This is a genomic window from Pseudomonas izuensis (genome assembly GCF_009861505.1).
In the GTDB taxonomy this organism is placed as follows: domain Bacteria; phylum Pseudomonadota; class Gammaproteobacteria; order Pseudomonadales; family Pseudomonadaceae; genus Aquipseudomonas; species Aquipseudomonas izuensis.
Genome location: NZ_WTFT01000006.1, coordinates 147,777 through 172,618, shown reverse-complemented (window position 1 = coordinate 172,618; position 24,842 = coordinate 147,777). Strand labels below are relative to the sequence as shown.

General features: G+C 60.9%; 14 protein-coding genes and 1 pseudogene. 10 read left to right on the top strand and 5 right to left on the bottom strand.

Going from position 1 to position 24,842, the window contains the following annotated elements:
- The first annotated feature begins 34 nt into the window (after window positions 1–34).
- From GPL81_RS06030 to GPL81_RS06010, 5 genes and pseudogenes are all read left to right on the top strand, one after another.
- Window positions 35–1,393, top strand: a complete 1,359-nt coding sequence (locus tag GPL81_RS06030; protein ID WP_096511418.1) for a DUF1329 domain-containing protein — start codon at window positions 35–37, stop codon at window positions 1,391–1,393.
- Between the two features lie 62 nt (window positions 1,394–1,455).
- On the top strand, window positions 1,456–2,529 hold the full coding sequence (locus GPL81_RS06025; protein ID WP_160105803.1) for a WD40/YVTN/BNR-like repeat-containing protein: 1,074 nt from the start codon (window positions 1,456–1,458) through the stop codon (window positions 2,527–2,529).
- Between the two features lie 31 nt (window positions 2,530–2,560).
- Window positions 2,561–5,043: pseudogene (locus GPL81_RS06020) on the top strand (efflux RND transporter permease subunit).
- Window positions 5,044–5,106: 63 nt separating this feature from the next.
- On the top strand, window positions 5,107–6,885 hold the full coding sequence (locus tag GPL81_RS06015; protein ID WP_160105801.1) for an acyl-CoA dehydrogenase C-terminal domain-containing protein: 1,779 nt from the start codon (window positions 5,107–5,109) through the stop codon (window positions 6,883–6,885).
- 28 nt (window positions 6,886–6,913) lie between these two features.
- Window positions 6,914–8,560, top strand: a complete 1,647-nt coding sequence (locus GPL81_RS06010) for a fatty acid--CoA ligase (protein WP_160105799.1) — start codon at window positions 6,914–6,916, stop codon at window positions 8,558–8,560.
- 116 nt (window positions 8,561–8,676) lie between these two features.
- On the opposite strand, the gene GPL81_RS06005 is transcribed toward GPL81_RS06010, so the two are convergent.
- On the bottom strand, window positions 8,677–9,039 hold the full coding sequence (locus GPL81_RS06005) for a DUF5064 family protein (RefSeq protein ID WP_096511426.1): 363 nt from the start codon (window positions 9,037–9,039) through the stop codon (window positions 8,677–8,679).
- A 351-nt stretch (window positions 9,040–9,390) separates the two neighbouring features.
- Between GPL81_RS06005 and GPL81_RS06000 the strand changes: the two genes are divergently transcribed.
- From GPL81_RS06000 to GPL81_RS05990, 3 genes are all read left to right on the top strand, one after another.
- On the top strand, window positions 9,391–10,050 hold the full coding sequence (locus GPL81_RS06000; RefSeq protein WP_160105797.1) for a hypothetical protein: 660 nt from the start codon (window positions 9,391–9,393) through the stop codon (window positions 10,048–10,050).
- 86 nt (window positions 10,051–10,136) lie between these two features.
- On the top strand, window positions 10,137–10,958 hold the full coding sequence (gene ppk2 / locus GPL81_RS05995) for a polyphosphate kinase 2 (protein WP_160105795.1): 822 nt from the start codon (window positions 10,137–10,139) through the stop codon (window positions 10,956–10,958).
- 50 nt (window positions 10,959–11,008) lie between these two features.
- Window positions 11,009–12,790 (top strand): SulP family inorganic anion transporter, encoded by a 1,782-nt coding sequence (locus tag GPL81_RS05990; protein WP_160105793.1) that lies wholly within the window; start codon window positions 11,009–11,011, stop codon window positions 12,788–12,790.
- Between the two features lie 199 nt (window positions 12,791–12,989).
- Here GPL81_RS05990 and GPL81_RS05985 read toward each other — a convergent pair whose 3' ends face one another.
- The 4 genes from GPL81_RS05985 to GPL81_RS05970 form a co-directional block, all read right to left on the bottom strand.
- Complete coding sequence (locus GPL81_RS05985) at window positions 12,990–14,420, bottom strand: efflux transporter outer membrane subunit (protein WP_160105791.1); 1,431 nt, start codon at window positions 14,418–14,420, stop codon at window positions 12,990–12,992.
- A gap of 1 nt (window position 14,421) precedes the next feature.
- Window positions 14,422–17,619 carry an efflux RND transporter permease subunit gene (locus GPL81_RS05980; protein WP_160105789.1) on the bottom strand — a complete coding sequence of 1,066 codons (3,198 nt, stop codon included), beginning with the start codon at window positions 17,617–17,619 and terminating at the stop codon, window positions 14,422–14,424.
- Window positions 17,616–18,836: an efflux RND transporter periplasmic adaptor subunit gene (locus GPL81_RS05975; RefSeq protein WP_160105787.1), complete on the bottom strand. Its 1,221-nt coding sequence runs from the start codon at window positions 18,834–18,836 to the stop codon at window positions 17,616–17,618. The genes GPL81_RS05980 and GPL81_RS05975 overlap by 4 nt, the downstream gene beginning before the upstream one ends.
- 186 nt (window positions 18,837–19,022) lie before the next feature.
- Window positions 19,023–20,780: a monovalent cation:proton antiporter-2 (CPA2) family protein gene (locus GPL81_RS05970; RefSeq protein ID WP_160105785.1), complete on the bottom strand. Its 1,758-nt coding sequence runs from the start codon at window positions 20,778–20,780 to the stop codon at window positions 19,023–19,025.
- Window positions 20,781–20,957: 177 nt separating this feature from the next.
- Between GPL81_RS05970 and GPL81_RS05965 the strand changes: the two genes are divergently transcribed.
- Both GPL81_RS05965 and GPL81_RS05960 read left to right on the top strand, forming a co-directional pair.
- Window positions 20,958–22,517, top strand: a complete 1,560-nt coding sequence (locus GPL81_RS05965) for a sensor domain-containing diguanylate cyclase (protein WP_160105783.1) — start codon at window positions 20,958–20,960, stop codon at window positions 22,515–22,517.
- A gap of 107 nt (window positions 22,518–22,624) precedes the next feature.
- The gene (locus GPL81_RS05960; protein ID WP_160105781.1) at window positions 22,625–24,820 is read left to right on the top strand and encodes an OsmC domain/YcaO domain-containing protein; all 2,196 of its coding nucleotides are present in this window, start codon (window positions 22,625–22,627) and stop codon (window positions 24,818–24,820) included.
- The last annotated feature ends 22 nt before the right edge of the window (window positions 24,821–24,842 follow it).

Genomic DNA, 24,842 nt, shown 5'->3' with positions numbered 1-24,842 from the left:
TCCAATACCCAGCCACCAGGCAGGAGTAGAAACCATGAAATTCGTGAAAACCTTGTTGGCCGCATCACTGGCCATGACCCTCGCGGCCCATGCGCAGGCCGCCGTATCGACTCAAGAAGCCGGCAAGCTCGGCAGCAGCCTGACTCTGGTGGGCGCCGAAAAAGCCGCCAGTGCCGATGGCTCCATTCCGGCCTATGCCGGTGGCCTGACCACCGCCCCGGCCAGTTTCAAGGCCGGCGACAGCATGCGCCCGGACCCCTTTGCCAGCGAAAAACCGGTGCTGGTGATCGATGGCAAAAACGTCGATCAATACAAAGCCCTGCTCTCGGCCACCACCGTTGAGCTGGCCAAGCGCTTCCCGAGCTTTCGCGTCGATGTTTACCCGACCCACCGCACCGTGGCACTGCCGCAGACCGTGCTGGACAACAGCGTGAAAAACGCCACCGGCGCCAAGTCTCTGGAAGGCGGCCTGGCCATCGACAACGTCTTGCCCGGCGTGCCGTTCCCGATTCCGCAATCGGGCAGCGAGGCGATGTGGAACTTCCTGCTGCGTTACCAGGGGGTCAACATCAATTCCAAGTACGACTCCTGGAACGTCGACTCGGCCGGCGTGCCCAGTCTCGCCACTACCGGGCAGGCGTTCATCACCTATCCGATCTACGAGAACATGTCGCAGCCGATCACCAGCTCCGACGTGTACTACCAGATGAAGTTGTACTACACCGGCCCCGCGCGCCGCGCCGGTGAGTCGATCATGCTCAAGGACGCCGCGAACCCGCTGGAACAACCACGCCGCGCCTGGCAATACCTGCCGGGTCAGCGTCGGGTCAAACTGGCACCGAACCTGGCTTACGACACACCTAACCCGGGTACTGCGGGCGCCGGTACCTACGACGATGTGTTCGTGTTCAACGGCGCGCTGGATCGCTACGACTGGAAACTGGTCGGCAAGCAGGAAATGATCGTGCCGTACAACACCTACAAGTTGACCTACGTCCAGGACCCGAAAAGCATTACCACCGCCAATCACATCGCGCCGGATTTCGTGCGCTGGGAAAAACACCGCGTGTGGGTGGTAGAGGGCAACCTCAAGGCCGGCGCGCGCCACGTTTACCAGAAGCGTCGCTTCTACCTGGATGAAGACAGCTGGGCCGCTCTGGCGTCCGACCAGTACGACGCACGTGGTCAGCTCTATCGCGGTTCCTTCGCGTTCCTCAGCCAGAGCTACGACAAGCAGGTGCCGGACTCCACGCCGTTCATGATCTACGACCTGGTCGGCGGCTCCTACAACATCAACGGTGTGGTAGGCCCGTACGGCGGCATCCGCTACATCGACTCGCTGTCCAAGGCGCAGTGGTCGCCGGAGTCCCTGGCGGGCGCCGGTATTCGCTGAGTCGGGTTTCAACGCCGGGTCGCCTGCGGGCACCCGGCGCAGTTTTCTCATGAGGACGCCGTATGTATTCGTTCAAGAAGTGCGTGCCGCTGCTGATGGGCGCCGCGCTGGCTCTGTTGCAAGGATTCGCTCAGGCTGCCGCCTACGTCGACGTGCTTGATCTGCCCGCCAAGCCCAGTGCCCTGGCCGTGCGCAGCCCCTTGCTGGACGCGACCCGTGCCGGTGACCGTTTGGTTGCCGTGGGCCAGCGAGGCCACATTCTTTTTTCCGATGACGCCGGCCAGCAATGGCGCCAGGCCACCGTGCCGGTCAGTGCCGACCTCAATGCCGTGTACTTTCCCTCGCCGAGGAACGGCTGGGCCGTCGGCGGCGATGGTGTGGTGCTGCACAGCAGCGATGGCGGCGAGACCTGGAACAAACAACTCGATGGGCGCCAGATCGGTGACTTGCTGGTCAAGCATTACTCGGCATTGGCCCAGGCCGAGCCGGGCAACGAGCAATGGCCAGTATTGGCCGCCGAAGGTCAGCGACTGGTCGAGGAGGGTGCTGACAAGCCCCTGCTGGACGTCTGGTTCGCCGACGACAACATCGGCTACGTGGTCGGTGTCTTCAACCTGATCCTGCGCACCGAAGACGGTGGCAAGCACTGGACGCCATTCCAGGACCGTACCGAAAACCCCCAGGGCTTTCACCTCAATGCCATTGCCTCCACCGGTGATGGGCTCTACATCGCCGGCGAACAAGGCCTGCTGCTGAAATGGGATGACGCCGGGCAGCGCTTCGTGGCCTTGCAGACCCCCTACCAGGGCAGTTTTTTCGGGGTGATCGGTAAACCAGGCGAAGTGTTGGTCTACGGGTTGCGCGGGCATGTGTTGCGCAGCACCGATGGCGGTGCCAACTGGACGCTTCTGGAGACCGGCCTGCAAGTCAGCGTCACTGCCGCGGCGCAGGGCGATGACGGCCGCTTCCGGCTGTTCACCCAGGCCGGGCACGAATTGCTCAGCCAGTCTGCCGAGACTCGACTGCAACTGATCGCCCAGCAAAACCAGTCACCCGTCGCGGGTGCCGTGCAGGCAGCCGATGGCTCGCTGATCGTGGTGGGCAGTCGCGGTGCGCGGTCGCTTTCCAAAGAATAAGAACCGATAAAATCAGAGCGGGTACCGTCCTATGGGCAATATTCAGCAAGACACCATGCCGGTGATTGGCGACTTGCGCGACTTCGATCACCGTTCCGGCAATCGCCTGGAACGGTGGGTGTTCAACCACCGTCCGCTGTTCATGCTGCTGATGGCGATGATCACCCTGTTACTGGGCTACATGATGGCAACCCGCCTGGAGTTGCGCCCGAGTTTCGAGAAGATGATCCCGCAGAGTCAGCCGTACATTAAGAACTTCCTCGAGAACCGCCAATCGCTGCGCGGCCTGGGGAGTTCGGTACGGGTCGTGGTGGAGAACACCCAGGGTGATATTTTCGACCCCGAGTATCTGAACGTACTCAAGCAGGTCAATGATGAGTTGTTCCTCGCCGAAGGCGTCGACCGCGCCTGGATGAAGTCGCTGTGGAGCCCGGCGGTCCGCTGGACTGAAGCCACTGAAGAGGGTTTCCAGGGCGGCCCGGTGATGCCCGATGCCTACACGGGCACCCCCAAAGACATCGAGCAGCTGCGGCAGAACATCAACCGCGCCGGTATTGTCGGCAGCCTGGTGGCCAGCGACTTCAAGTCAACCATGTTGATCGTGCCGCTGCTGGACAAGACCTCGGCCACCGGCCATGGCATCGACTATCACACGTTTTCGCGGATGCTCGAAGAGCGCCTGCGCGACAAGATCGAGTACGCAGGCTCCGGGCACAAGGCCGGGGAAGAGGGCAAGGGCCATTACAAGGTCCGGGTGATCGGCTTCGCCAAACTGGTGGGCGACCTGATCGACGGGCTGATCCAGGTCATGATGTTTTTCGGCCTGGCGGTGATCACCTCGCTGGTCATCATTTACCTCTATACCCGTTGTGTGCGCAGTACCTTGTTGGTGGTCGGCTGTTCATTGATCGCCGTGGTCTGGCAATTGGGCATCGTCGCCTGGCTGGGCTATGCCATCGATCCTTACTCGGTGCTGGTGCCATTCCTGATTTTCGCCATCGGCGTGTCCCACGCCGCGCAGAAAATGAACGGCATCATGCAGGACATCGCCCGTGGCACCCACAAGCTGGTGGCGGCGCGTTACACCTTCCGTCGCCTGTTCATCGCCGGCGTCACCGCGCTGTTGGCCGATGCCGTGGGCTTCGCGGTACTGATGCTGATCGACATTCCGGTGATCCAGGACCTGGCCATTACCGCCAGCATCGGTGTCGCAGTGCTGATCTTTACTTCGCTGTTGTTGATGCCGGTGGCACTGTCATACGTCGGCGTTGGCAGCAAGGCCGCTACCCGTGCGTTGAAAATCGACACCCGGGTGCCGAGCATCGCGGGTTCGGCAAACTGTGGGACATGCTCGACCGCTTCACCACACCCAAGTGGGCGATGGGCACTGTGTTGGCCGCCCTGGTGCTGGGCATTGCCGGCTTCACGGTCAGCCTGAACCTGCAGATCGGCGACCTCGACAGTGGTGCGCCGGAGCTTCGCGCCGACTCGCGCTACAACCGCGACAACGCCTACATCACCAGTCACTATGCGCTGTCCAGCGATCTGTTCGCGGTGATGATCAAGACGGCCCCCGAGGGTTGCCTGAACTATCAGACACTGGTCCAGGCCGACCGCCTGGCGTGGGAGTTGCAGCAGTTGCCGGGCGTGCAGGCCACGTCATCGCTGGTCAACGCGGTGCGCCAGATCACTGCCGGTACCTTCGAGGGCAACCCCAAGCTCAACAGCATTCAGCGCAACCAGAACGTATTGAACTACGCCGCGCAACAGGCCTCGGTCAACGCCCCGGAGTTGTTCAATACCGATTGCTCACTGATGCCGGTGATCGCCTTCCTCAAGGACCACAAGGCGCAAACCCTTGATGCCGTGGTGGCCGTTGCCGATCGATTCGCCAAGGAAAACAGCAGCGCCGATCGCCAGTTCCTGCTGGCCGCCGGCAGCGCCGGGATCGAAGCCGCCACCAACATCGTGGTGCGCGAAGCCAACCACACCATGTTGTTGTACGTGTACGCAGCGGTGACCCTGTTCTGCCTGATCACCTTCCGTAGCTGGCGTGCAACCGTTGTGGCGCTGCTGCCGCTGGTCCTGACGTCGATCCTGTGCGAAGCGCTGATGGTGGTCATGGGCATTGGCGTGAAAGTGGCGACGCTGCCGGTGATCGCGCTGGGGGTCGGAATTGGCGTGGATTACGCACTGTACCTGCTCAGCGTGCAACTGCAATACCAGCGCCAGGGCATGCCGTTGGCGCAGGCCTACCGCAACGCGGTGTCGTTCACCGGGCGGGTCGTGGGGCTGGTGGGCATTACCCTGGCCGCGGGCGTGGTGTGCTGGGCCTGGTCGCCCATCAAGTTCCAGGCCGACATGGGCATCCTGCTGACCTTCATGTTCCTGTGGAACATGCTCGGTGCACTGATCCTGATCCCGGCGCTGTCCTTTTTCCTGCTGCGAAAAGTCACACCGGCTGCAGCAAAATCCACCGAACCTGTGGTGGAGCGTGTTGGCGTCCACTCCTGAGGGTGGCACTTCCATTGACCAGGGCCTGTTCAAAGGCCCTGACATTGCCTGAGTCTTTCAAACATGTCTGATTACAAAGCGCCCCTGCGCGACATTCGATTCGTACTCAACGAAGTTTTCAACGTTTCCGAGCTGTGGGCCGCCATGCCGGCGCTGGCCGAGGTGGTGGATCAAGACACCGCCAATGCGATCCTCGAAGAGGCTGGCAAGATCTCCGCAGAACTGATTGCACCGCTCAATCGCAGTGGCGACGAGCAAGGTTGTTCGTGGCGCGACGGTGAAGTCACGACGCCAGCGGGCTTTGCCGATGCCTACCGTGCCTTTGCCGAGGGTGGTTGGGCCGGCGTGGGCGGTAATCCGGCGTACGGCGGCATGGGCATGCCCAAGGTCATCGGCGCCCAGGTCGAAGAGATGGTCAACGGCGCCAATCTTTCGTTCGGCCTGTACCCGATGCTGACCGCCGGCGCTTGCCTTGCGCTCAACGCCCATGCCAGTGAAGAACTGAAGGCGGCGTACCTGCCGAACATGTACGCCGGCACCTGGACGGGCTCCATGTGCCTGACCGAGCCACACGCCGGTACCGACCTGGGGATCATCCGCACCAAGGCCGAACCTCAGGCCGACGGTGCCTACAAGGTCAGCGGCACCAAGATCTTCATCACCGCTGGCGAGCACGACCTCACCGAAAACATCATTCACCTGGTGCTGGCCAAACTGCCGGACGCCCCGGAGGGGCCGAAAGGCATTTCGCTGTTCCTGGTGCCCAAGTTCCTGGTCAACGCCGACGGCAGCCTGGGTGCGCGCAACCCGGCGAACTGCGGTTCGATCGAACACAAGATGGGCATCCAGGCCTCCGCCACCTGTGTGATGAACTTCGACGAAGCCGTGGGTTACCTGGTCGGCGAGCCGAACAAGGGTCTGGCGGCGATGTTCACCATGATGAACTACGAGCGTCTGGGCGTCGGCATCCAGGGCCTGGCCACGGGCGAGCGCTCCTACCAGAACGCCGTCGAATACGCCCGTGACCGCCTGCAAAGCCGTTCGCCGACCGGCGCGCAGAACAAGGACAAAGTGGCCGACCCGATCATCGTCCACCCGGACGTGCGTCGCATGTTGCTGACCATGAAAGCCTCGAACGAAGGTGGCCGGGCGTTCTCGACGTACGTGGCAATGCAACTGGACACCGCCAAGTTCAGCGAAGACACCGCGACGCGCAAGCGCGCCGGAGACCTGGTGGCATTGCTGACTCCGGTGGCCAAGGCCTTCCTGACCGACCTCGGCCTGGAAACCACGATCCACGGCCAGCAGGTATTCGGCGGTCACGGCTACATCCGCGAATGGGGCCAGGAGCAACTGGTGCGCGACGTGCGCATCACCCAGATCTACGAAGGCACCAACGGCATTCAGGCGCTGGACCTGGTGGGGCGCAAGATCGTCGGCAGCGGCGGGGCGTTCTACAAGCTGTTCGCCGACGAGATTCGTCACTTCACCGCGACCGCCAGCGCTGACCTGGCGGAGTTCACCAAGCCGCTCAACGATGCCGTGGATAACCTCGACGAGTTGACGGCCTGGGTACTGGACCGTTGCAAGACCAACCCGCAGGAGATCGGCGCTGCGTCGGTCGAGTACCTGCAAACCTTCGGTTACGTGGCCTACGCCTACATGTGGGCGCTGATGGCCAAGGCGGCTTCGGGCAAGGAAGCGCAGGACGATTTCTACGCCAGCAAACTGGGCACGGCGCGGTTCTATTTCGCCCGCCTGTTGCCGCGAATTCACTCGCTGAGCGCGTCGGTCAAAGCCGGTAGCGACTCGCTGTTTCTGCTCGACGCAGCGCAGTTCTAACAACCAACAGCATCAGGAAGATCTCACTGTGGTGACCACAAAAATAATCGCGCCTGCGCAAGGCGCCTACAGCTATCCCTTGTTGATCAAGAGCCTGTTGCTTTCGGGCAAGCGCTACGCACCCGATCAGGAAATCGTCTACGCGGACAAGCTGCGCTATAGCTACCAAACGCTGAACGAGCGCATAAAACGCCTGGCCAATACGCTGACGAACGCTGGCGTCAAGGCAGGGGACACCGTGGCGCTGCTGGATTGGGACAGCCATCGTTATCTGGAGTGTTTTTTTGCCGTGCCGATGATCGGTGCCGTATTGCACACGGTGAACATTCGGCTCTCTGCGGAGCAGGTCTTGTACACCATGAACCACGCCGAGGATGACCTGGTGCTGGTGCATGACGATTTCCTGCCCCTGGTCGAGCAGATCAAGGATCAGTTGACCACCGTCAAAGGCTTCATCCAGCTCTGCGACGACGAAGAACCTTCGACCACGCTGCCGGTGCTGGGTGAGTACGAACACCTGCTGGCCAGCGCCGCGCCGCATTTCGACTTCCCGGACTTCGACGAGCAGTCAGTTGCCACCCTGTTCTATACCACAGGCACCACCGGCGACCCGAAGGGCGTTTACTTCACTCATCGCCAGTTGGTACTGCATACGCTGAATGCCGTGGGCACGCTCGGTGTGTATCAAGGTCGGCCGCTGCTGCGCTCCGACGATGTGTACATGCCCATCACCCCGATGTTTCACGTCCATGCCTGGGGCGTGCCCTATGTCGCAACCTTGATGGGCATCAAGCAGGTGTACCCCGGTCGTTATGAACCCAATGCCCTGGTCAGGTTGTTTCGCGAAGAGAAGGTGAGCTTCTCCCATTGCGTGCCAACGATTCTGCAAATGATCCTGGGCTGCGACGAAGCCTCTCGGACTGACTTCCAGGGCTGGAAAATGCTCCTGGGCGGCAGTGCCTTGACCCATGGTCTGGCTGACCTGGCGACCGAGCGGGGTATGCATGTGTACAGTGGATACGGGATGTCCGAAACCTGTCCGCTGTTGTGCCTGGCGCACTTGAGCGACGCCGAACTCGATGAGCCGGCCCACGAGCAGGTCGCCGCGCGGATCAAGACCGGCGTGGCGGTGCCGATGGTGGACTTGAGGATCATCGATGCCAGCGGCAACGAAGTGGTACACGATGGCGAGGCGATGGGCGAGATTGTGGTCCGTGCACCTTGGCTGACCCAAGGCTATCTGAAGGCGCCCGAGCAAGGCGCACAACTCTGGGAAAACGGCTGGATGCATACCGGTGACATCGCGTCGATCGATGCCATGGGTGTCGTGGAGATCAAGGACCGGATCAAGGACGTGATCAAGACCGGCGGGGAGTGGATCAGTTCGCTGGAACTGGAAAGCCTGATCAGCGAGCATCCCGCCGTCGCGTCGGTGGCGGTCGTCGGCATTCCTGACGCGCAATGGGGCGAGCGCCCCGTGGCCCTGGCCGTTTGCGTGCCCGGACAAAGCATCAACGCGCAAATGCTGGAGGCCCATCTGCATCAATATGTCGAGAATGGCCGCATCAACAAGTGGGCGATCCCGAGGCAGATCCGAATCGTGGCTGACATTCCCAAGACCAGTGTCGGGAAAATCAACAAGAAGCTGATTCGCGAGCAGTTGGAGAACTGCTGAATGATCCACCCGTAGGAGCAAAGCTTGCTCGCGATAGCGGTGTGTCATTCGACATCAATGTTGAATGTGCCGGCCTCATCGCGGGCAAGCCATGCTCCCACAGGATTGTGTGATGCCTACTCCAAGTGTTCGGGTTTTACCGGGTCGCCGGATTTCATGTTCAACTGCACCCGCACATCCTCGAACATCGCGTCGTAGTGCTTGTGGATCGAGCCGATACTGCTCTGCGCCTTTGGAATACCGTACTTTTCGGCGATTTTCGTCACATTGCTGGCAAAATTGTAGGCCTGATCCTTGGGCAGGAAGAACGGGTCATCAACCGTTTTGCCCTCAATCGTGCCATGCATCTTGAACAGCATGCCTTTGCCTTCCTTGGGATCCTGCACGACCTCGTAGTCAATATGAATGTTGTAGCTGACATCGTTCTTGTTCAGCGCATGCCGCTCGATGTGCAAATGACCGGGCTCGAACGTAGCCATTGTTGTCTCTCCTTTGAAGGCATTGGAGTAGGGCAGACTGTGGGTCTACCCCGGGAGTTTCTTTTCTGAATAACTTTTATATCCGTTAGTGCTTGGCCGTTACGCGATGACGCTGGCGCAGGGCTGATCCTGGATGAGCGATTCGATCATCGGAGGCGGGCCAATCACCGCATCTTTTCCAGTATGGCAGGCAAACTCGCGGAAGGCCTGAACCTTGGGCGGCAGTGCGAGCGTTTCAAACTACACTGAAGTGGGGCCGGGAAAAACCACCCCGTGAACCGGTTCGGCTCAGGGCCTTGAGCCCACCCCTGAAAACATTCCAAGGGCCAGGGATCTGCCAAGGTTGGACGCATGCAAAGCGTTGCAGAAAAAAAGCGGGCACCGGTGCTCGATCCGATCGACCGCGTCTCGGAAGTGATCTTCGGCTTGCTCATGGCGATGACCTTCACCGGAACAATCAGTGTCGTCACAACGGATCAGGAAGCCGAACGGGTCATGATGATCGCCGCGCTCGGCTGCAACCTTGCCTGGGGCCTCGCCGATGCGGCCATGTATCTGCTGCGGGTGCTGATCGAGCGCAGCCGCAACCGCACGCTGCTTACCAGCCTGCGCGGTGGTGTGGATGCGTCCACCGGCCAGGCGCTGGTTGCGGATGCGCTGCCTCCACGTATCGCGACAGCGGCCGGTACTGACGGACTGGAAATGCTGCGCCAGCGGTTGGCCGAAGCGCCCGCCGTTTCGGTGCCGCGCCTGGGCACAGATGATTTCAAAGGCGCCTTGGGCGTTTTCCTGCTGGTCGTACTCTCGACGTTCCCGCTCGTGGTGCCTTTCATGCTGTTGGACCAGACGATGCTGGCCGTGCGCGTATCCAACCTGGTGGGCGTCGGGATGTTATTCGTGGCCGGCTGGATTCTTTCGCGCTATGCCGGCGTAAAACCCTGGCTGGGCGGATTTACGCTGGCCATCGCCGGGTCACTGCTGATCGTCGCGATCATCGCGCTCGGCGGTTGAACAGTCTTCCTTCGTCAAGTACCTGTAACAACACCATAGAGTCGACCTGTCAGTTGTCAGTGACCTGCATCCGTGAGGTATTGAACATGGCAAAAGTTAAAAAGGACGCGCAGAAGAAACCGTCTGCACAAACCCCGAAATTGAAGAACAAGGACTACCTGGAGCAGTTACGCCGACTGCACGTCGAACTGGTCAAGTTGCAGGAGTGGGTCACACAAGAGGGCATCAAGGTCTGTGTGGTCTTCGAGGGCCGTGACGGGGCCGGCAAGGGCGGCACGATCAAGGCGCTGACCGAGCGCGTCAGCCCGCGGATCTTCCGCGTGGTGGCGTTGCCGGCGCCGTCCGAGCGCGAGAAGAGCCAGATGTACATGCAGCGCTACCTGCCGCACCTGCCCGCAGCCGGTGAAGTGGTGATCTTCGACCGCAGTTGGTACAACCGCGCGGGCGTCGAGCGCGTGATGGGCTTTTGCACCGACGAGCAATTGGACAAGTTCCTGAAATCTGTCCCGTTGGTGGAGCGCGCCATCGTCGAGTCTGGAGTGATCCTGCTCAAATACTGGCTGGAAGTCAGCGAGGAAGAACAGACCCGCCGGCTCGAGGCGCGCATCAAGGACGGGCGCAAGATCTGGAAACTGTCACCGATGGACCTGAAGTCCTACAGCCGCTGGTATGAATATTCTCGTGCCCGTGACGACATGTTCCAGGCGACCGACACCGATTATGGGCCATGGCTGGTGGCCGACTCGAACGACAAACGCCGGGCGCGCCTGAACATCATCAGCGACCTGCTCAGCCGCATTCCCTACAAAAATGTGCCGCGCGAGCAGGTGAAGTTGCCCAAGCGGCAGAAGCCGGGCAGCTATCGCGAACCGGATTATCCGTTCCGGCGCATCCCGGAAAAATTCTGAGCGGTCCGTTCAAGCGAATCTGCGCTTTACCAAGGGAGGGCTGAAGTGCCATGAGCCAAACAGATGCTGCGCCACCACTCCCGGAACCGGGCCGGATCGCGCGCAAGGAGGCGGGCGCCGATCAAGGCGGCTGGCTGCGCTGGTTGCCGGGGCTGAGAACCTTGCGCAGTTACAAAGTGGCGTGGTTGCCGCGCGATATCGTCGCCGGGCTGGTGCTGACCACCATGCTGGTACCGGTCGGCATCGCCTATGCCGTGGCCTCGGGCGTTCCCGGTATCTATGGGCTCTACGCGACCATCGTTCCATTGTTCGCCTATGCGCTGTTCGGCCCCAGCCGGATTCTGGTGCTGGGGCCGGATTCCTCGTTGGCGGCAGTCATCCTCGCCGTGATCCTGCCACTGTCCGGTGGCGACCCGCATCGCGCGGTCGCCCTGGCGGGCATGATGGCGATCGTTTCGGGGGTGGTGTGCATCCTGGCCGGGCTGGCGCGTCTGGGCTTCATCACCGAGCTGCTGTCCAAACCGATCCGTTATGGCTACATGAACGGGATCGCGCTGACGGTACTGATCAGCCAACTGCCCAAGCTGTTCGGCTTTTCCATCGAGTCCCACGGACCTCTTCGCAACCTGTGGGCCATCGCTTCGGCGGTGATGGCGGGCAAGACCAATTGGGTCACCTTTACCGTCGGCGTTGCGACCCTGGCGGTGATCCTGCTGCTCAAGGACAAAAAACGCGTGCCGGGCATCCTGATCGCCGTGGTGGCGGCCACCATCGCCGTGGGTGTGCTGGATCTCGCGGCAAAGGGGGTGGCGGTTCTGGGCGTGTTGCCACAAGGCTTGCCTGCGTTCGCCATCCCCTGGATCACCCAAGCCGATATCGTCCCGGTGTTGATCGGCGGTTGCGCCGTCGCCCTCGTCTCGTTTGCCGACACCAGTGTGCTGTCTCGCGTCTACGCGGCGCGCACCCGAACCTATGTCGACCCGAGCCAGGAAATGGTCGGGCTCGGCGTCGCCAATCTGGCCGGCGGCCTGTTCCAGGGCTTTCCGATCAGCAGCAGCTCGTCACGCACTCCCGTGGCCGAAGCGGCGGGCGCCCAGACCCAACTGGCCGGCGTCGTCGGTGCACTGGCGGTTGCCTTGCTGCTGATGGTGGCGCCTAACCTGTTGCAGAACCTGCCCACCAGCGCCCTGGCGGCAGTGGTGATCGCCTCGGCCATCGGCCTGATCGAAGTCAGCGACCTGCGGCGTATCTATCGCATACAGCGCTGGGAGTTCTGGCTGTCGATTGTCTGTACGGTGGGAGTGGCCGTCCTGGGGGCGATCGAGGGCATCGGCCTGGCGATTGTCATCGCGGTCATCGAGTTCCTGTGGGATGCCTGGCGTCCGTACTCGGCCGTGCTGGGGCGTGCCGAAGGCGTGCAGGGCTATCACGACCTCAAGCGCTATCCCGATGCACGCCTGATTCCCGGCCTGGTGTTGTTTCGCTGGGATGCGCCGTTGTTTTTCGCCAACGCCGAGCTGTTCCATGACCGGGTGCTGGACGCCGTGGCGGCATCGCCGACGCCCGTGCGCTGGCTGGTCGTCGCGGCGGAACCGGTCACCAGCGTCGACGTGACCGCCGCCGACATGCTGGCCGAGCTGGACGAAACCCTGCACGCAGCCGGCATCGAATTGTGCGTGGCCGAAATGAAAGACCCGGTCAAGGACAAACTGAAGCGCTTCGGGTTGTTCACGCGGTTTGGTGAAGAAGCGTTCTTTGCGACCTTGGGCGCGGCTGTCAGCCGCTATCTTGAAATCCATTCGGTGGAGTGGGAGCAAGAAGATCGCGAGTAGGCCACGCGCAATCTCCACCTGTAGGAGCGAGCTTGCTCGCGAAGGTCGTGAACGATAATGCGTAAAACCAGATGCCCAACGGCGCTTTCGGGTTTTTCGCGAGCAAGCTCGCTCCTACAGGGGGGCGGGTGTTTTTCTCGGGCTTGCACGCATTGCTTTTGTAGGAGCTGGCTTGCCAGCGAAAGCGGTTTGTCAGACGTCACTGATGTTGCTGCCCCGACACCGTCAGTTCGTCTGCCTTGGTTATCCAACCGCCGCCGGTGGCCTTGTACAAATCAATCATCGAAGTGAACACCGTGGCCCGGGTTCGGGTGTAGTTCAACTCGGCATCGAACAGACTGCGCTCGGCGTCCAGCACCTCGATGTAGCTGGTGTAACCGTTGTCGTAGCGCAGTCGCGCGTAGTGTGCATAGGTGCGCAGCGCCTCGACCTGCCGGTCCTGGTAGGCCATTTGCTCGCGAGACTTAGTCGAGGCGATCAACGCATTTTCCACGTCCCTGAAGGCTGATTGGATTGCCTGCTGGTACGTCAGCAAGGTTTGTTGCTGGAATGCTTCTGCCTGTTGCACCTGGCCGGCGATGCCGCCGGCAGTGAAGATCGGCATGCTGGCGGCGACGCCATAGGACCAGGTGGCGGCGGGGCCGGTGAACAGGTTCGACAGCTGGTTGCTGACCGAACCCAGCAGCCCGGTCAGGGAAATCGTCGGGAAATACTGGGCCTTGGCGGCGCCGATCTGGGCATTGGCCGAGATCAGGTTCAACTCGGCCTGGTGTAGATCGGGCCGTCTTTGCAGCAAGTCCGAAGGCAGGCCGGCAGGCACCGAGGGCAGCGCCAGTTGTCCCAAATCACGCCCTCGCAGGATCGGCCCCGGGTTGCGGCCAAGCAACACGGCCAGTGCGTTTTCCTGTTGCGCGACCAAGGGTTCGAATTGCGCGACCGACGCCAGGGTCCGCTCGTATTCGGACTGGTTCTGAGCCAGTTCCATTTCCGAGATGACGCCGGCACCAAAGCGCAGTTTGAATATCTCGTAGGAGTCGCCCCGCGCCTTGGCGGTGGTGCGGGAGATTTCCAGCTCGCGGTCAAGATCGCGCAGCGTCACGTAACTCGTCGCCACCGACGACACCAGGCTCAAAATGACGCTACGCCGACCTTCCTCCGAAGCCAGCAGATCGGCGCGGGCCGATTCGCTCAGGCGGCGCAAACGGCCCCAGACATCCAGCTCCCAGTTCACACTGAGAAGGGCCTGATAGTTGTTGAACACCGGGTCGACGGAGGGGTCCAGTGGCACCGGACCATTGTCCCGGGGCGAGCGGGACCTTTGACCTTGAGCATCGAGGCCGACTTGCGGAAACAACAGGGAGCGGGTTTCGCCGTAACGGCCCTGGAATTGCTCCACCCGTGCGGCGGCGATCTTGATGTCTTTGTTTTCCTGCAATGCCGTGCGGATCAGGTCATTGAGGACCGGGTCCTGGAACTGTTCCCACCACAGGGTATTGGACAGGTCCCGGGCTTCCTTGTCGGCATAGCGATACGCCGCGGGGGTGTCGATTTCCGGGTGCTGGTAGTCGGGTCCCACCATGCAGCCGAACAGGCCCAGGCACAACAACAGCGGGAGAGGGGGCTTGCGCATATCAATCCCCCTCATGCCGGTTTTGCGCAGCGCCGTCGGGGAGCTGCGCGGACGGCGTCTGTACGGACTGCTGCGGTTCATCCTTTTTCGCGAACATCCGCTCCACCAGGTAATAGAACAAGGGAATGAAGAAAATCGCGATGACGGTCGCCGCCAGCATCCCGCCGATCACCCCGGTACCGATGGAGTGGCGACTGTTCTCGGAGGCACCGACGGCAATGGCCAGCGGCACACAGCCGAGGATGAACGCCAGGGACGTCATCACGATCGGCCGCAGGCGTTCCCTCGCGGCCGTCATCGCCGCGTCGTAGGCCGACATGCCGTTTTCCCGGTTCAATACCGCGAACTCGAAAATCAGGATGGCGTTCTTGGCCGCCAGTGCCACCAGCATGGTCAGGCCGATCTGGAAATACACGTCATTGCTCAAGCCCCGCAGCAGCACCGCCAGCAGGGCACCGAACAACGCAAACGGCACCGCCATCAGCACGCCAACCGGCAGGGACCATTTTTCGTACTGCGCCGCGAGGATCAGGAACACCATCACCAGGCCGAAAATGAACACCTGCGAAGAAGCACCACCACTCTTTTTCTCCTCGAACGCTTCGCCGCTCAACGCCAGCGCATAGTCGTTGGTCATGATCTCGGCGCTGATTTCTTCCAGGGCCGCCAATGCCTGACCAGAGCTGTAGCCGGGCGCCGCGTTGGCGGTAAGTTTCACCGCCGGGAAGTTGTTGAAGCGTGTCAGCAAGTCGGGGCCGGTGACGTAGCGGGTGGTCAACACCGACTTGAGTGGCACCATCTCCCCATTCTTGCTGCGCACGTAGATCTGTTGCAGGTCCTCGGCCTTGAGCCGATACGACGGCTCTGCCTGCAGAATGACCTGCCACAGGCGACTGAACTTGTTGAATTGCGAGACGTACAGCGAGCCGAACATGGTCTGCATGGCGCTGTAGACATCTTCTACCGGCACGCCCAGGCTTTCGGCTTTTTCCCGGTCCACGTCGACCATCAGCTGCCTGGAATGCACGTTGAAGGTCGAGGTGATCGCGCCGAGTTCCGGGCGCTGCTTGGCTTTCGCCACCAGTTCGCCGACCATTTCCGCCAGTTGGTCGACGCCGGCGTCACCCTTGCTCTGCACCCAGACTTCCATGCCACCGGTGGTGCCCAGGCCGGGAATGGACGGCGGGTTGACCGGCAGAATGATCCCCTCCTGAATCGTGGAGAAAGCACGTGCGGCTTTCTGGATGACCGCAGGGGCGCTCTGTTCCTTGATAGTTTCCTTATCCTTGTAGCGTCCCTCGAAATCCTTGAATCCGACGAAGAGGGTACCGGCGTTGTTCTTGTTCTGGCCGTCCAGCAGGCTATAGCCGTTGACGATGGCCACGCCCTCCACCGACGCATCGTTCATGAAGAAGTCACTGGCGACCTTGCCGACCTCGCCGGTGCGATCAAGGCTCGCCGCATCGGGCATGATAATGGCCCCCAGCAAGTAACCCTGGTCTTCCGGCGGCAGAAAGGCGCTGGGAATGCGCTGGCCCATCAGCAGGATCAACACGATCATGCCGGCAAACAGCAACAGCGCCATTACAAAGCGCTTGATCATGAAGGCCACCGCGTTGGAGTAACCCTCGGTCATGCGCTCGAAGCTGCGTTCGAACCAGCGGAAAAAGGCGTTCTTGTCGCCGTGCTGAGGCTTGAGCAGTAGCGCCGCCAAGGCGGGCGACAGGGTCAGGGCGACCAGGCCGGAGATCACCACGGAAATGGCGATGGTGATCGCGAACTGTTTATACAGCTGGCCAGTGATGCCGCCCATGAATGCCACCGGGATGAACACCGCACACAACACCAGCACGATGGCCACCACGGGACCTGCCACTTCGTCCATCGCGCGCTTGGCCGCCTCCTTGGGTGGCATCTTGTGCACTTGCATGTTGCGCTCGACGTTTTCGATCACCACGATCGCGTCGTCCACCACGATACCGATGGCCAGCACCATGCCGAACAGTGTCAGCATGTTCACCGAAAACCCGAGGGCAGACATACCGATAAAGGTACCGACAATCGACACCGGTACCGCCAGCACGGGGATCAGCGTGGCACGCAGGCTCTGCAGGAAGATGTAAACCACCACGACCACCAGCACCAGGGCTTCGAAGAAGGTGTGGATCACCTCGGAAATCGACGCGCGGGTAAAGGCCGTGGTGTCCATCACGATCTTGTATTCGATGCCCTCGGGAAAGGTCGCCTTCATGTCTGCCAGGGTCTTGGTGACCGCCGCCGAGACGTCGAGGGCGTTGGCGCCGGGTTGTTGATACACGGCAATCAGCGTCGCCGGCTTACCCTGATAGGTGCTGCGCAACGAGTAGTCTTTCTGCCCGAGTTCGGCACGCCCTACATCCTTGAGGCGCACGATGGCGGCGCCGTTGTTGCTGGCACGCAAGATGATGTTCTCGAACTCCGCAGGCTCGGTCAGGCGGCCCTTGGTGGTCACGGCGAACGATTGCTCCACAGCTTGCCCCGTGGGGGATTGCCCGACGCGACCTACCGCAAACTGCTGGTTCTGGTTGGCCACCGCTCTTTGCACGTCGGCGGCAGTGATACCCAGCTGGGCCATGCGGTCAGGCTTGAGCCAGATGCGCATGGCATAGTCCGGCGTGCCGAAAATGGCGGCCTGGTTGGCACCCGGAATGCGTTTGATCGCATCCAGAATATAGAGGTTGGCGTAGTTGGCGACGTAGGTGCTGTCATAGCGGTCGCCGGCGGAGTACACGGAAAGGATCATCATGAACGCCGACGATTTTTTCTGCACCTGAATGCCCTGGCTCTGCACGGCGGAGGGCAGTTGCGGCAGGGCCAGGTTGACCCGGTTCTGCACGTCCACCTGGGCGAGGGACGGGTCGGTGCCGATTTCGAAGAACACGTTAAGGGTCATGTTGCCCGTCGCGGAGCTCGACGAGTTCATGTAGATCATGTTGTCGGCGCCGTTGACCTGCTGCTCGATGGGCGCTGCCACGTTATTGGCCACCACCTGCGCATCGGCGCCGGGGTAGGTGGCTGCCACGGTGATTTGCGGTGGTGTGATATCCGGGTATTGGGCGACGGGCAGTGCAAGCATGGCCACCGCGCCGGCCAGGGTGATGATGATGGAGATCACCGAAGCAAAAATCGGCCGGTCGATGCAATAGTGGGAAATGCTCATGGTGTTTTCCCGCCGGTTGCACCGGTCGTCCCCGCTTTCACTGTTTCACCTGCCTCCGCGGGGGCCGGCGTAGTGCCGGCGGCGTCGACAATGTTCAGCGGTCCCCCGGGTGTGACCCTGATCGCACCCTCGACCACGATGCGCTCACCGGCATGCAGCCCCTGGCTGATGAACCAGTTATCGCCTTGCCATTCACCCACTTCGACCACTCGTTGCTCGGGTTTGCCCTCCGCATTGAGCACCCAGACGAAATGGCTCTTGGCCCCCTCGAGCACGGCTTTCTGCGGCACCAGAATGGCATTGGGCCGGGTAGCGCCCTTGGCCAGTGCCTTGACGAACTGACCGGGCTTGAGCAGCCCTTTGGGGTTGGCCAGTACCGCCCGCACCAGGAAGGTGCCGGTTTCCGAGCTGAACGATGGTGCGAGGAAATTAACCTTGCCGCGGTCAGGTACCACGGTACCGTCGGCCATCACCACTTCGACGACAAAATCGCTGCTGGGCGGAATTTTGAGCCGTCCAGTGCTGATTTCGTCGCGGTATTTCAACGATTCGTTTTCCGAAAGGCTGAAATTGACGTACATCGGATCCATCTGCGAAACGGAGGTCAGCAGCCCCGACTCGCCCGGCGTGACGTAACTGCCGTCCTGTTTTTTTGCGTAGCTGGAAAGGCCGGTCAGGGGAGAGGTGATGGTGGTATAGCTCAGATTCAGCTGGGCGTTGCGCACAACCCCCTCGGCGGCCAGTACGGCGGCATGGGTCTCACGCTCCTGGCCGTTGGCATTGTCCAGGTCCATCTTGCTGACTGCATTCTGCGCGGCCAATGGGCGGACACGGGCCAACGTCGCCTTGGCCACTTCCCAGCGAGCCTGTTGCTGGGCCAGCTGTCCCTTGGCTGACAGCAGCGCGGCGTCGAAGGGCTTACTGTCCATCTGGAACAGCGTCTGCCCGGCTTTCACCAGATCGCCTTCGGTGTACAGCCGCTTTTCCAGAAAACCGGCGACACGGGCGCGGATTTCCACTTCGCGGGAACTCTGGGTCTGGGCGACGAATTCGAAGGTTACCGGGGTATCGCGGGCGGTGACCGTCATGACGGTCACATCAGGCGGTTTTCGCCCCGGAGCAACCGGTTCTTTGCCGCAACCGGCCAGCAGGAAGGCAATCCCCAGCAGGCAGGCAATTGACAGGCCGTTACCACTGGAAAGTTTTACGCCGCCCATACCCGTGCTCCATCAAGGTCGATGAAGCAAGCGTAGCTAGCATTGCTTCAGAAACCAGTGGTCGAACTCAGATCTGTTTCAAAAATGCGAAGACATCGCCAGTCAGAGCGGTCGGCAGGCATTCATGAATGCACGCGGGGCATTGGAACTGACTCGGTTCCCCCCTGTGTCAATCGCCCTTGGCACTCATTCTTCATTTGACGCGTCGCTGGCAGGCTTCGATCGCGTATCCCCGGCAGCCGCATCGTGGTGCCGAAGGGTCAGTTCGTCCTCGGCCTGTTTCTGATAGTGCCGGGTCCACGAATTGGCCTGCTCTTCGCTTTCGCCCAGCACCAGCAGGGCGCGCCGGGTTATCTCCAGGCTGGAATGAAAGGTTTCGCGTATCGGCCGTGCCCCCGCATCCATCAACTTCAGGGCCTCTTGTCGGTCGCGGGCCCGCGCGATCACTTTGACCCCAGGGTAGAGCCGCGCAAGGGTCCGGGCGGTTTCCAGGTTGATTTGCGGATCGTCGGTGGTGACGATCACCAGCTCAGCCGTGCCCACCTTGGCCGCGTGGAGAATGTCGGGGCGGGTCGGGTCACCGTAGTAGACGGGCAGGCGCCCGGGCGAACCTTGCTGGTCGAGTGCCTGTACCGAGGTGTCCAGGGCAACCAGGGGGATTCCCCGGGTTTGCAGCATGTGCGCGATGACACGGCCCATTCGCCCCGTGCCGGCAATCACCACTTTAGGTGTTTCGTTGACTTCAGGTGGCCCCTTGGGTGCGTCCGCCATGGCAGGGACGGCGCGCATGACGGGCGACAGGGCGAACATCACCAGGGGAATTATTGCCATGGACAGCGTGATGACGAGCACCAGCAAGTCGTGGACAGATTGATCGAGCAAGCGGTGGCCCAGCGCCAGTTTGAAGACCACGAAGGCGAACTCGCCACCGGAGGCGAGGACCACGCCAAGGCCGGTAGCATCCGCTCGATTCAATCCACCGGTCAGTCGCCCCAGGCCGTATAAAAGCGGCAGTTTGAGACCCACCAGCAACAGGGTCAGGCCCACTACCGCCCAAGGCGAGCCAAACAGCAGGCGCAAATCCGCGGTCATGCCCACGCCGACGAAAAACAGCCCGAGCAGCAGCCCCTTGAACGGTTCGATCTGCGATTCCAGCTCGTGGCGAAACGGCGACTCTGCCATCAGCAGTCCGGCGAGAAAGGCACCCAAGGCCATGGACACGCCGACATGCTCCATCAGCCACGCGGTGCCGAGCACGCACAGCAATGCAGTGGCAGTGGACAGCTCGCGCAGGCCCGGAATCACTGCCCAGCCGAACACCGGGCGCAACAAAAAGCGCCCGCCGACAATGATCGCGCCAATGCCGCCCAGGACTGCCATCAGTTCACGCAACTCGCCGCCTTGCGCCTGATCGGCGTCGACACCTCCCAGCAGCGGTATCACGGCAATCAGGGGAATGGCAGCAATGTCCTGAAACAGCAGAATGGCCACCGCCATGCGACCGTGGGGGCGGCCCAGTTCCTTGCGCTCGGCGAGGATCTGCAAACCAAAGGCGGTGGATGACAGGGCTAGCGCCAGTCCCAGGACGATGGCTGACCGCAGCGGCTGGGCGAACACGAAGAACGCAATCACCGCAAAAATTGCTCCGGTGAGCAGCACTTGAATCAGCCCGACACCGAACAGCAGGCGCCGCATCATCCAGAGTTTGCGTGGCGACAGCTCCAGGCCAATGATGAACAGCAGCAGTACCACGCCCATTTCCGAGAGCCGGCTGACATTTTCGGAGTTGTCGATCAAGCCCAGCACCGAAGGGCCGATCAGCACGCCCACCAGCAGGTAACCGGGAACAGCGCCCAGTTTGACGCGCTGGGCGAGCGGCACCAGCAGGACCACCGCCAAGAGGAAGATAACGGTTGCCTGAAGCAGGTTTCCATCGTGTGACATCTGCGCTCCTCCTTGCTGCCTGCGCCATCGCGGATAGTAGCGACAGATGGAACAATCGGACCGGGGCGCGAGCGCAGTATAGTCATTGGCGCATTTCACCGAATTTCCACCGACACAGGGCAAACGCCACCCGGTTGCTACACTTCGTGTCTACCCGGCACTTCGGACCCGTCGATCATGAGCGTGAGGTCATTGACCAGGATCGACCTGCGGCGCCTGATCCTGTTGTTTACGCTGCTTACTGCGTTGATCACGCTGGTGAGCAGCCTGTATGTCGTGTATCGGGTGCAGAAACGGGAGTTGATCGACTCGGCCCTGCAGTCCAACCGTGCCTACGCCACCAAAGTCGCTTCCAGCATCGGTGAGTTTCTGCGCAACAGCCATGAGCACCTGGCCTACAGTGCAGACCTCCTGGCCGGGCAACTGCAAAACCAAGGTTTTTTGAAGAACGAGGCGATTCGGCTTCAGGGCCAGGATTCGAGTTTCAACTCGGTTGCGATTTTCGATACCACCGGGAAAGTCCTGGAAGCCTCACCGCAAAACCTGCAAATCAAGGGGCGAATGTTCCACAGCGAAGGCATCGTCCAGGCTTTGCATGGACATCAACCGATGGTCAGCCCGGCATTCGTTTCCGAGATCGGCAATCTGGTGATCTTCGTTTCGCAGCCGATTGTCGACAAGGGCGGGCAATACCTGGGCGCCGTGGGTGGTTCCGTTTACCTGCAAAAGCAGAGCGTCCTGCACACGCTGATCAGCAATCACTTCAACGACGTCAATGTTCAGGTGTACGTGGTAGACAGCGGTCGGCGACTGTTGTATGACGCCGACCACGATCGCATTGGCCAGGTGCTGGGCCCGGATACAGCGGTCGACGCGGTCCTGGACGGGGGCAGGGGAGCCATGGAGAGTGTCGACGCCAAAGGTAGCGCGATGCTGTCCGGCTACGCCTATGTGCCCGACAGTCGCTGGGGCGTGATTTGCGCACAATCGCGTGCCGCAACCCTTGAATCACTCGATGCACTCATGGCAAAGACGGTCATGGCGATCTTTCCCGTTTGTCTGATCGGTTTCACGATCATCTGCTGGGTGACGCAGCTGATCACCCGGCCATTGCGGCAACTGGCGGCTGCGGCGAGTCAACTGGATGCCGCCGACAGCCCCGAACAAATCAATTCGGTGCGCGCCTGGTACATCGAGGCCGCGCACATCCGCCACGCCCTATCGGTGGGTGTGGCCCTGATGCAGGAAAAACTCGGCCGCCTCAACCGTCAGGCGCAAAGTGACCCGATGACCGGCCTGGCCAATCGCCGGGCGATGGACGAGGCGTTGCGCGTACTACAGCAAACGGGCACGCCGTTCTGCGTCATGGCGCTGGATATCGATCATTTCAAGAAGGTCAATGACACCTTTGGTCATGACGCCGGGGATGTCGCGCTTCAAGCCATCGCCGAGGTACTCAAGCGATGCTCGCGAGACGGCGACCTGGCCTGCCGTACTGGCGGGGAGGAATTCACGCTGTTACTGCCGAACATGCCAAAAGCCAGTGCGGTCGACGTTGCCGAGCGATTACGCGCCATGGTGGAAAACACCCGGATCGACCCGGTGGGAAGCGTCACGATATCCATTGGCGTGGCCAGGTGGATCGCGCAGGGGCCGCCTGTATCCGTGGTACTGAAGCATGCAGACGAGCTTCTTTATGAGGCCAAGCAAAAGGGGAGAAACCGGGTAGAGACTTGAGTTTGTCGATGGGCAACCCTTGTAAGTGCGCCAAAGCACAAGACTTCCGGCTGAAAAGCCGGATAATGGCGGCCAATTTGTTTAGCTCGCTATTCTGGTAATCCCGCATGGAAATCAAGGTCAATTTTCTCGACAACCTTCGACTTGAAGCCAAGTTCGACGACTTCACGGTGATCGCCGATCAACCCATCCGCTATAAGGGCGATGGCTCGGCACCGGGGCCGTTCGATTACTTCCTGGCTTCGTCGGCCTTGTGTGCGGCTTACTTTGTGAAGTTGTACTGCGAAACCCGCAACATTCCGACCGATAACATTCGTCTGTCGCAGAACAACATTGTCGATCCGGAAAACCGCTACAACCAGATTTTCAAGATTCAGGTCGAGTTGCCGGCGGACATCTCCGACAAGGACCGCCAGGGCATCTTGCGCTCCATCGACCGTTGCACGGTGAAAAAGGTGGTGCAAGCCGGTCCCGAGTTCGTGATCGAAGAGGTGGAAAACCTCGATGCCGATGCCCAGGCGTTGCTGATGCCGGGTGAGGCGGCAGACGCGAGCACCTATATCCTTGGCAAGGACCTGCCGCTGGAGCAAACCATCGCCAACATGTCGGGGATTTTGTCCGACCTGGGCATGAAGATTGAAATCGCGTCGTGGCGCAATATCGTGCCCAATGTCTGGTCGCTGCATATCCGCGATGCGCACTCGCCAATGTGCTTCACCAACGGCAAGGGCGCGACCAAGGAAAGCGCGTTGGCCTCGGCCCTGGGCGAGTTTATCGAACGGCTCAATTGCAACTTCTTCTACAACGATCAGTTCTGGGGCGAAGACATCGCCAACGCGCCATTCGTGCATTACCCGGACGAGCGCTGGTTCCAGCCTGGCCGTAAAGACGAGCTGCCGGCGGAAATTCTCGACGCCTACTGCCTGAAGATCTACAACCGCGATGGCGAGCTGCGTGGCTCGCATTTGTTCGACACCAACTCCGGCAATGAAGAGCGTGGCATTGTTTCGCTGCCGTTTGTGCGCCAGTCGGACGGCGAGGTGGTGTACTTCCCGTCCAACCTGATCGAAAACCTGTACCTCAGCAACGGCATGAGTGCCGGTAACACCCTGGCCGAAGCCCAGGTGCAGTGCCTGTCGGAAATCTTCGAGCGCGCGGTGAAACGCGAAATCATCGAAGGTGAGTTCGCATTGCCGGATGTGCCGGCTGAAGTGCTGGCGAAATACCCTGCGATTCTGGCGGGTATCCAGGGCCTGGAAGCACAGGGTTTCCCGGTGCTGGTCAAGGATGCGTCCCTGGGCGGTGAGTTCCCGGTGATGTGCGTGACCTTGATGAACCCGCGCACCGGCGGTGTATTTGCCTCGTTCGGCGCGCACCCGAGCCTTGAAGTGGCGCTGGAGCGCAGCCTCACCGAATTGCTGCAGGGTCGCAGTTTTGAAGGCCTGAACGATTTGCCCCAGCCGACCTTTGAAGGCCACGCGGTCACCGAGCCGAATAACTTCGTCGAGCACTTTATCGACTCCAGCGGTGTGGTGTCGTGGCGCTTCTTCAGCTCCAAATCGGATTACGAATTCGTTGAATGGGACTTCTCGGGCCAGGGTGAAAACTCCAATGCCGAAGAAGCCGCGACCCTGTTCGGCATTCTCGAAGGCATGGGCAAGGAAGTGTACATGGCGGTGTATGAACACATCGGCGCAACCGCTTGCCGCATCCTCGTGCCGGACTACTCCGAAATCTATCCGGTGGACGACCTGATCTGGGACAACACCAACAAGGCACTGTTCTTCCGCGAAGATATCCTGAACCTGCATCGCCTGGACGAAACCGGCCTGAAGGCGCTGGTCGAGCGTCTGGTAGAAAGTGAACTGGATGATTACACCGACATCACCACCTTGATCGGCATCGAATTCGATGACAACACGGCCTGGGGGCAATTGACCATCCTGGAGTTGAAGCTGCTGATCTGGCTCGCCTTGCAGCAATATGAAGAGGCGAAAGAGGCGGTGGAAATGTTCCTGCAGTACAACGACAACACAGTCGAGCGCGGGTTGTTTTACCAGGCGGTGAATGCGGTGCTGGAGATGGAGCTGGACGAGGATCTGGAACTGGCGGACTACGAAGCCAATTTCCGCCGGATGTTTGGCAACGAACGCATGGACGCGGCGATCGGTTCGGTGAACGGCAGCGTGCGTTTCTTCGGCTTGACGCCTACGAGCATGAAACTGGAAGGGCTCGACAGGCACCTGCGCCTGATCGACAGCTATAAAAAGCTGCACGCGGCACGGGCCCATGTGACGGGTTGATCCCCTGGACCTGTTGGAACCG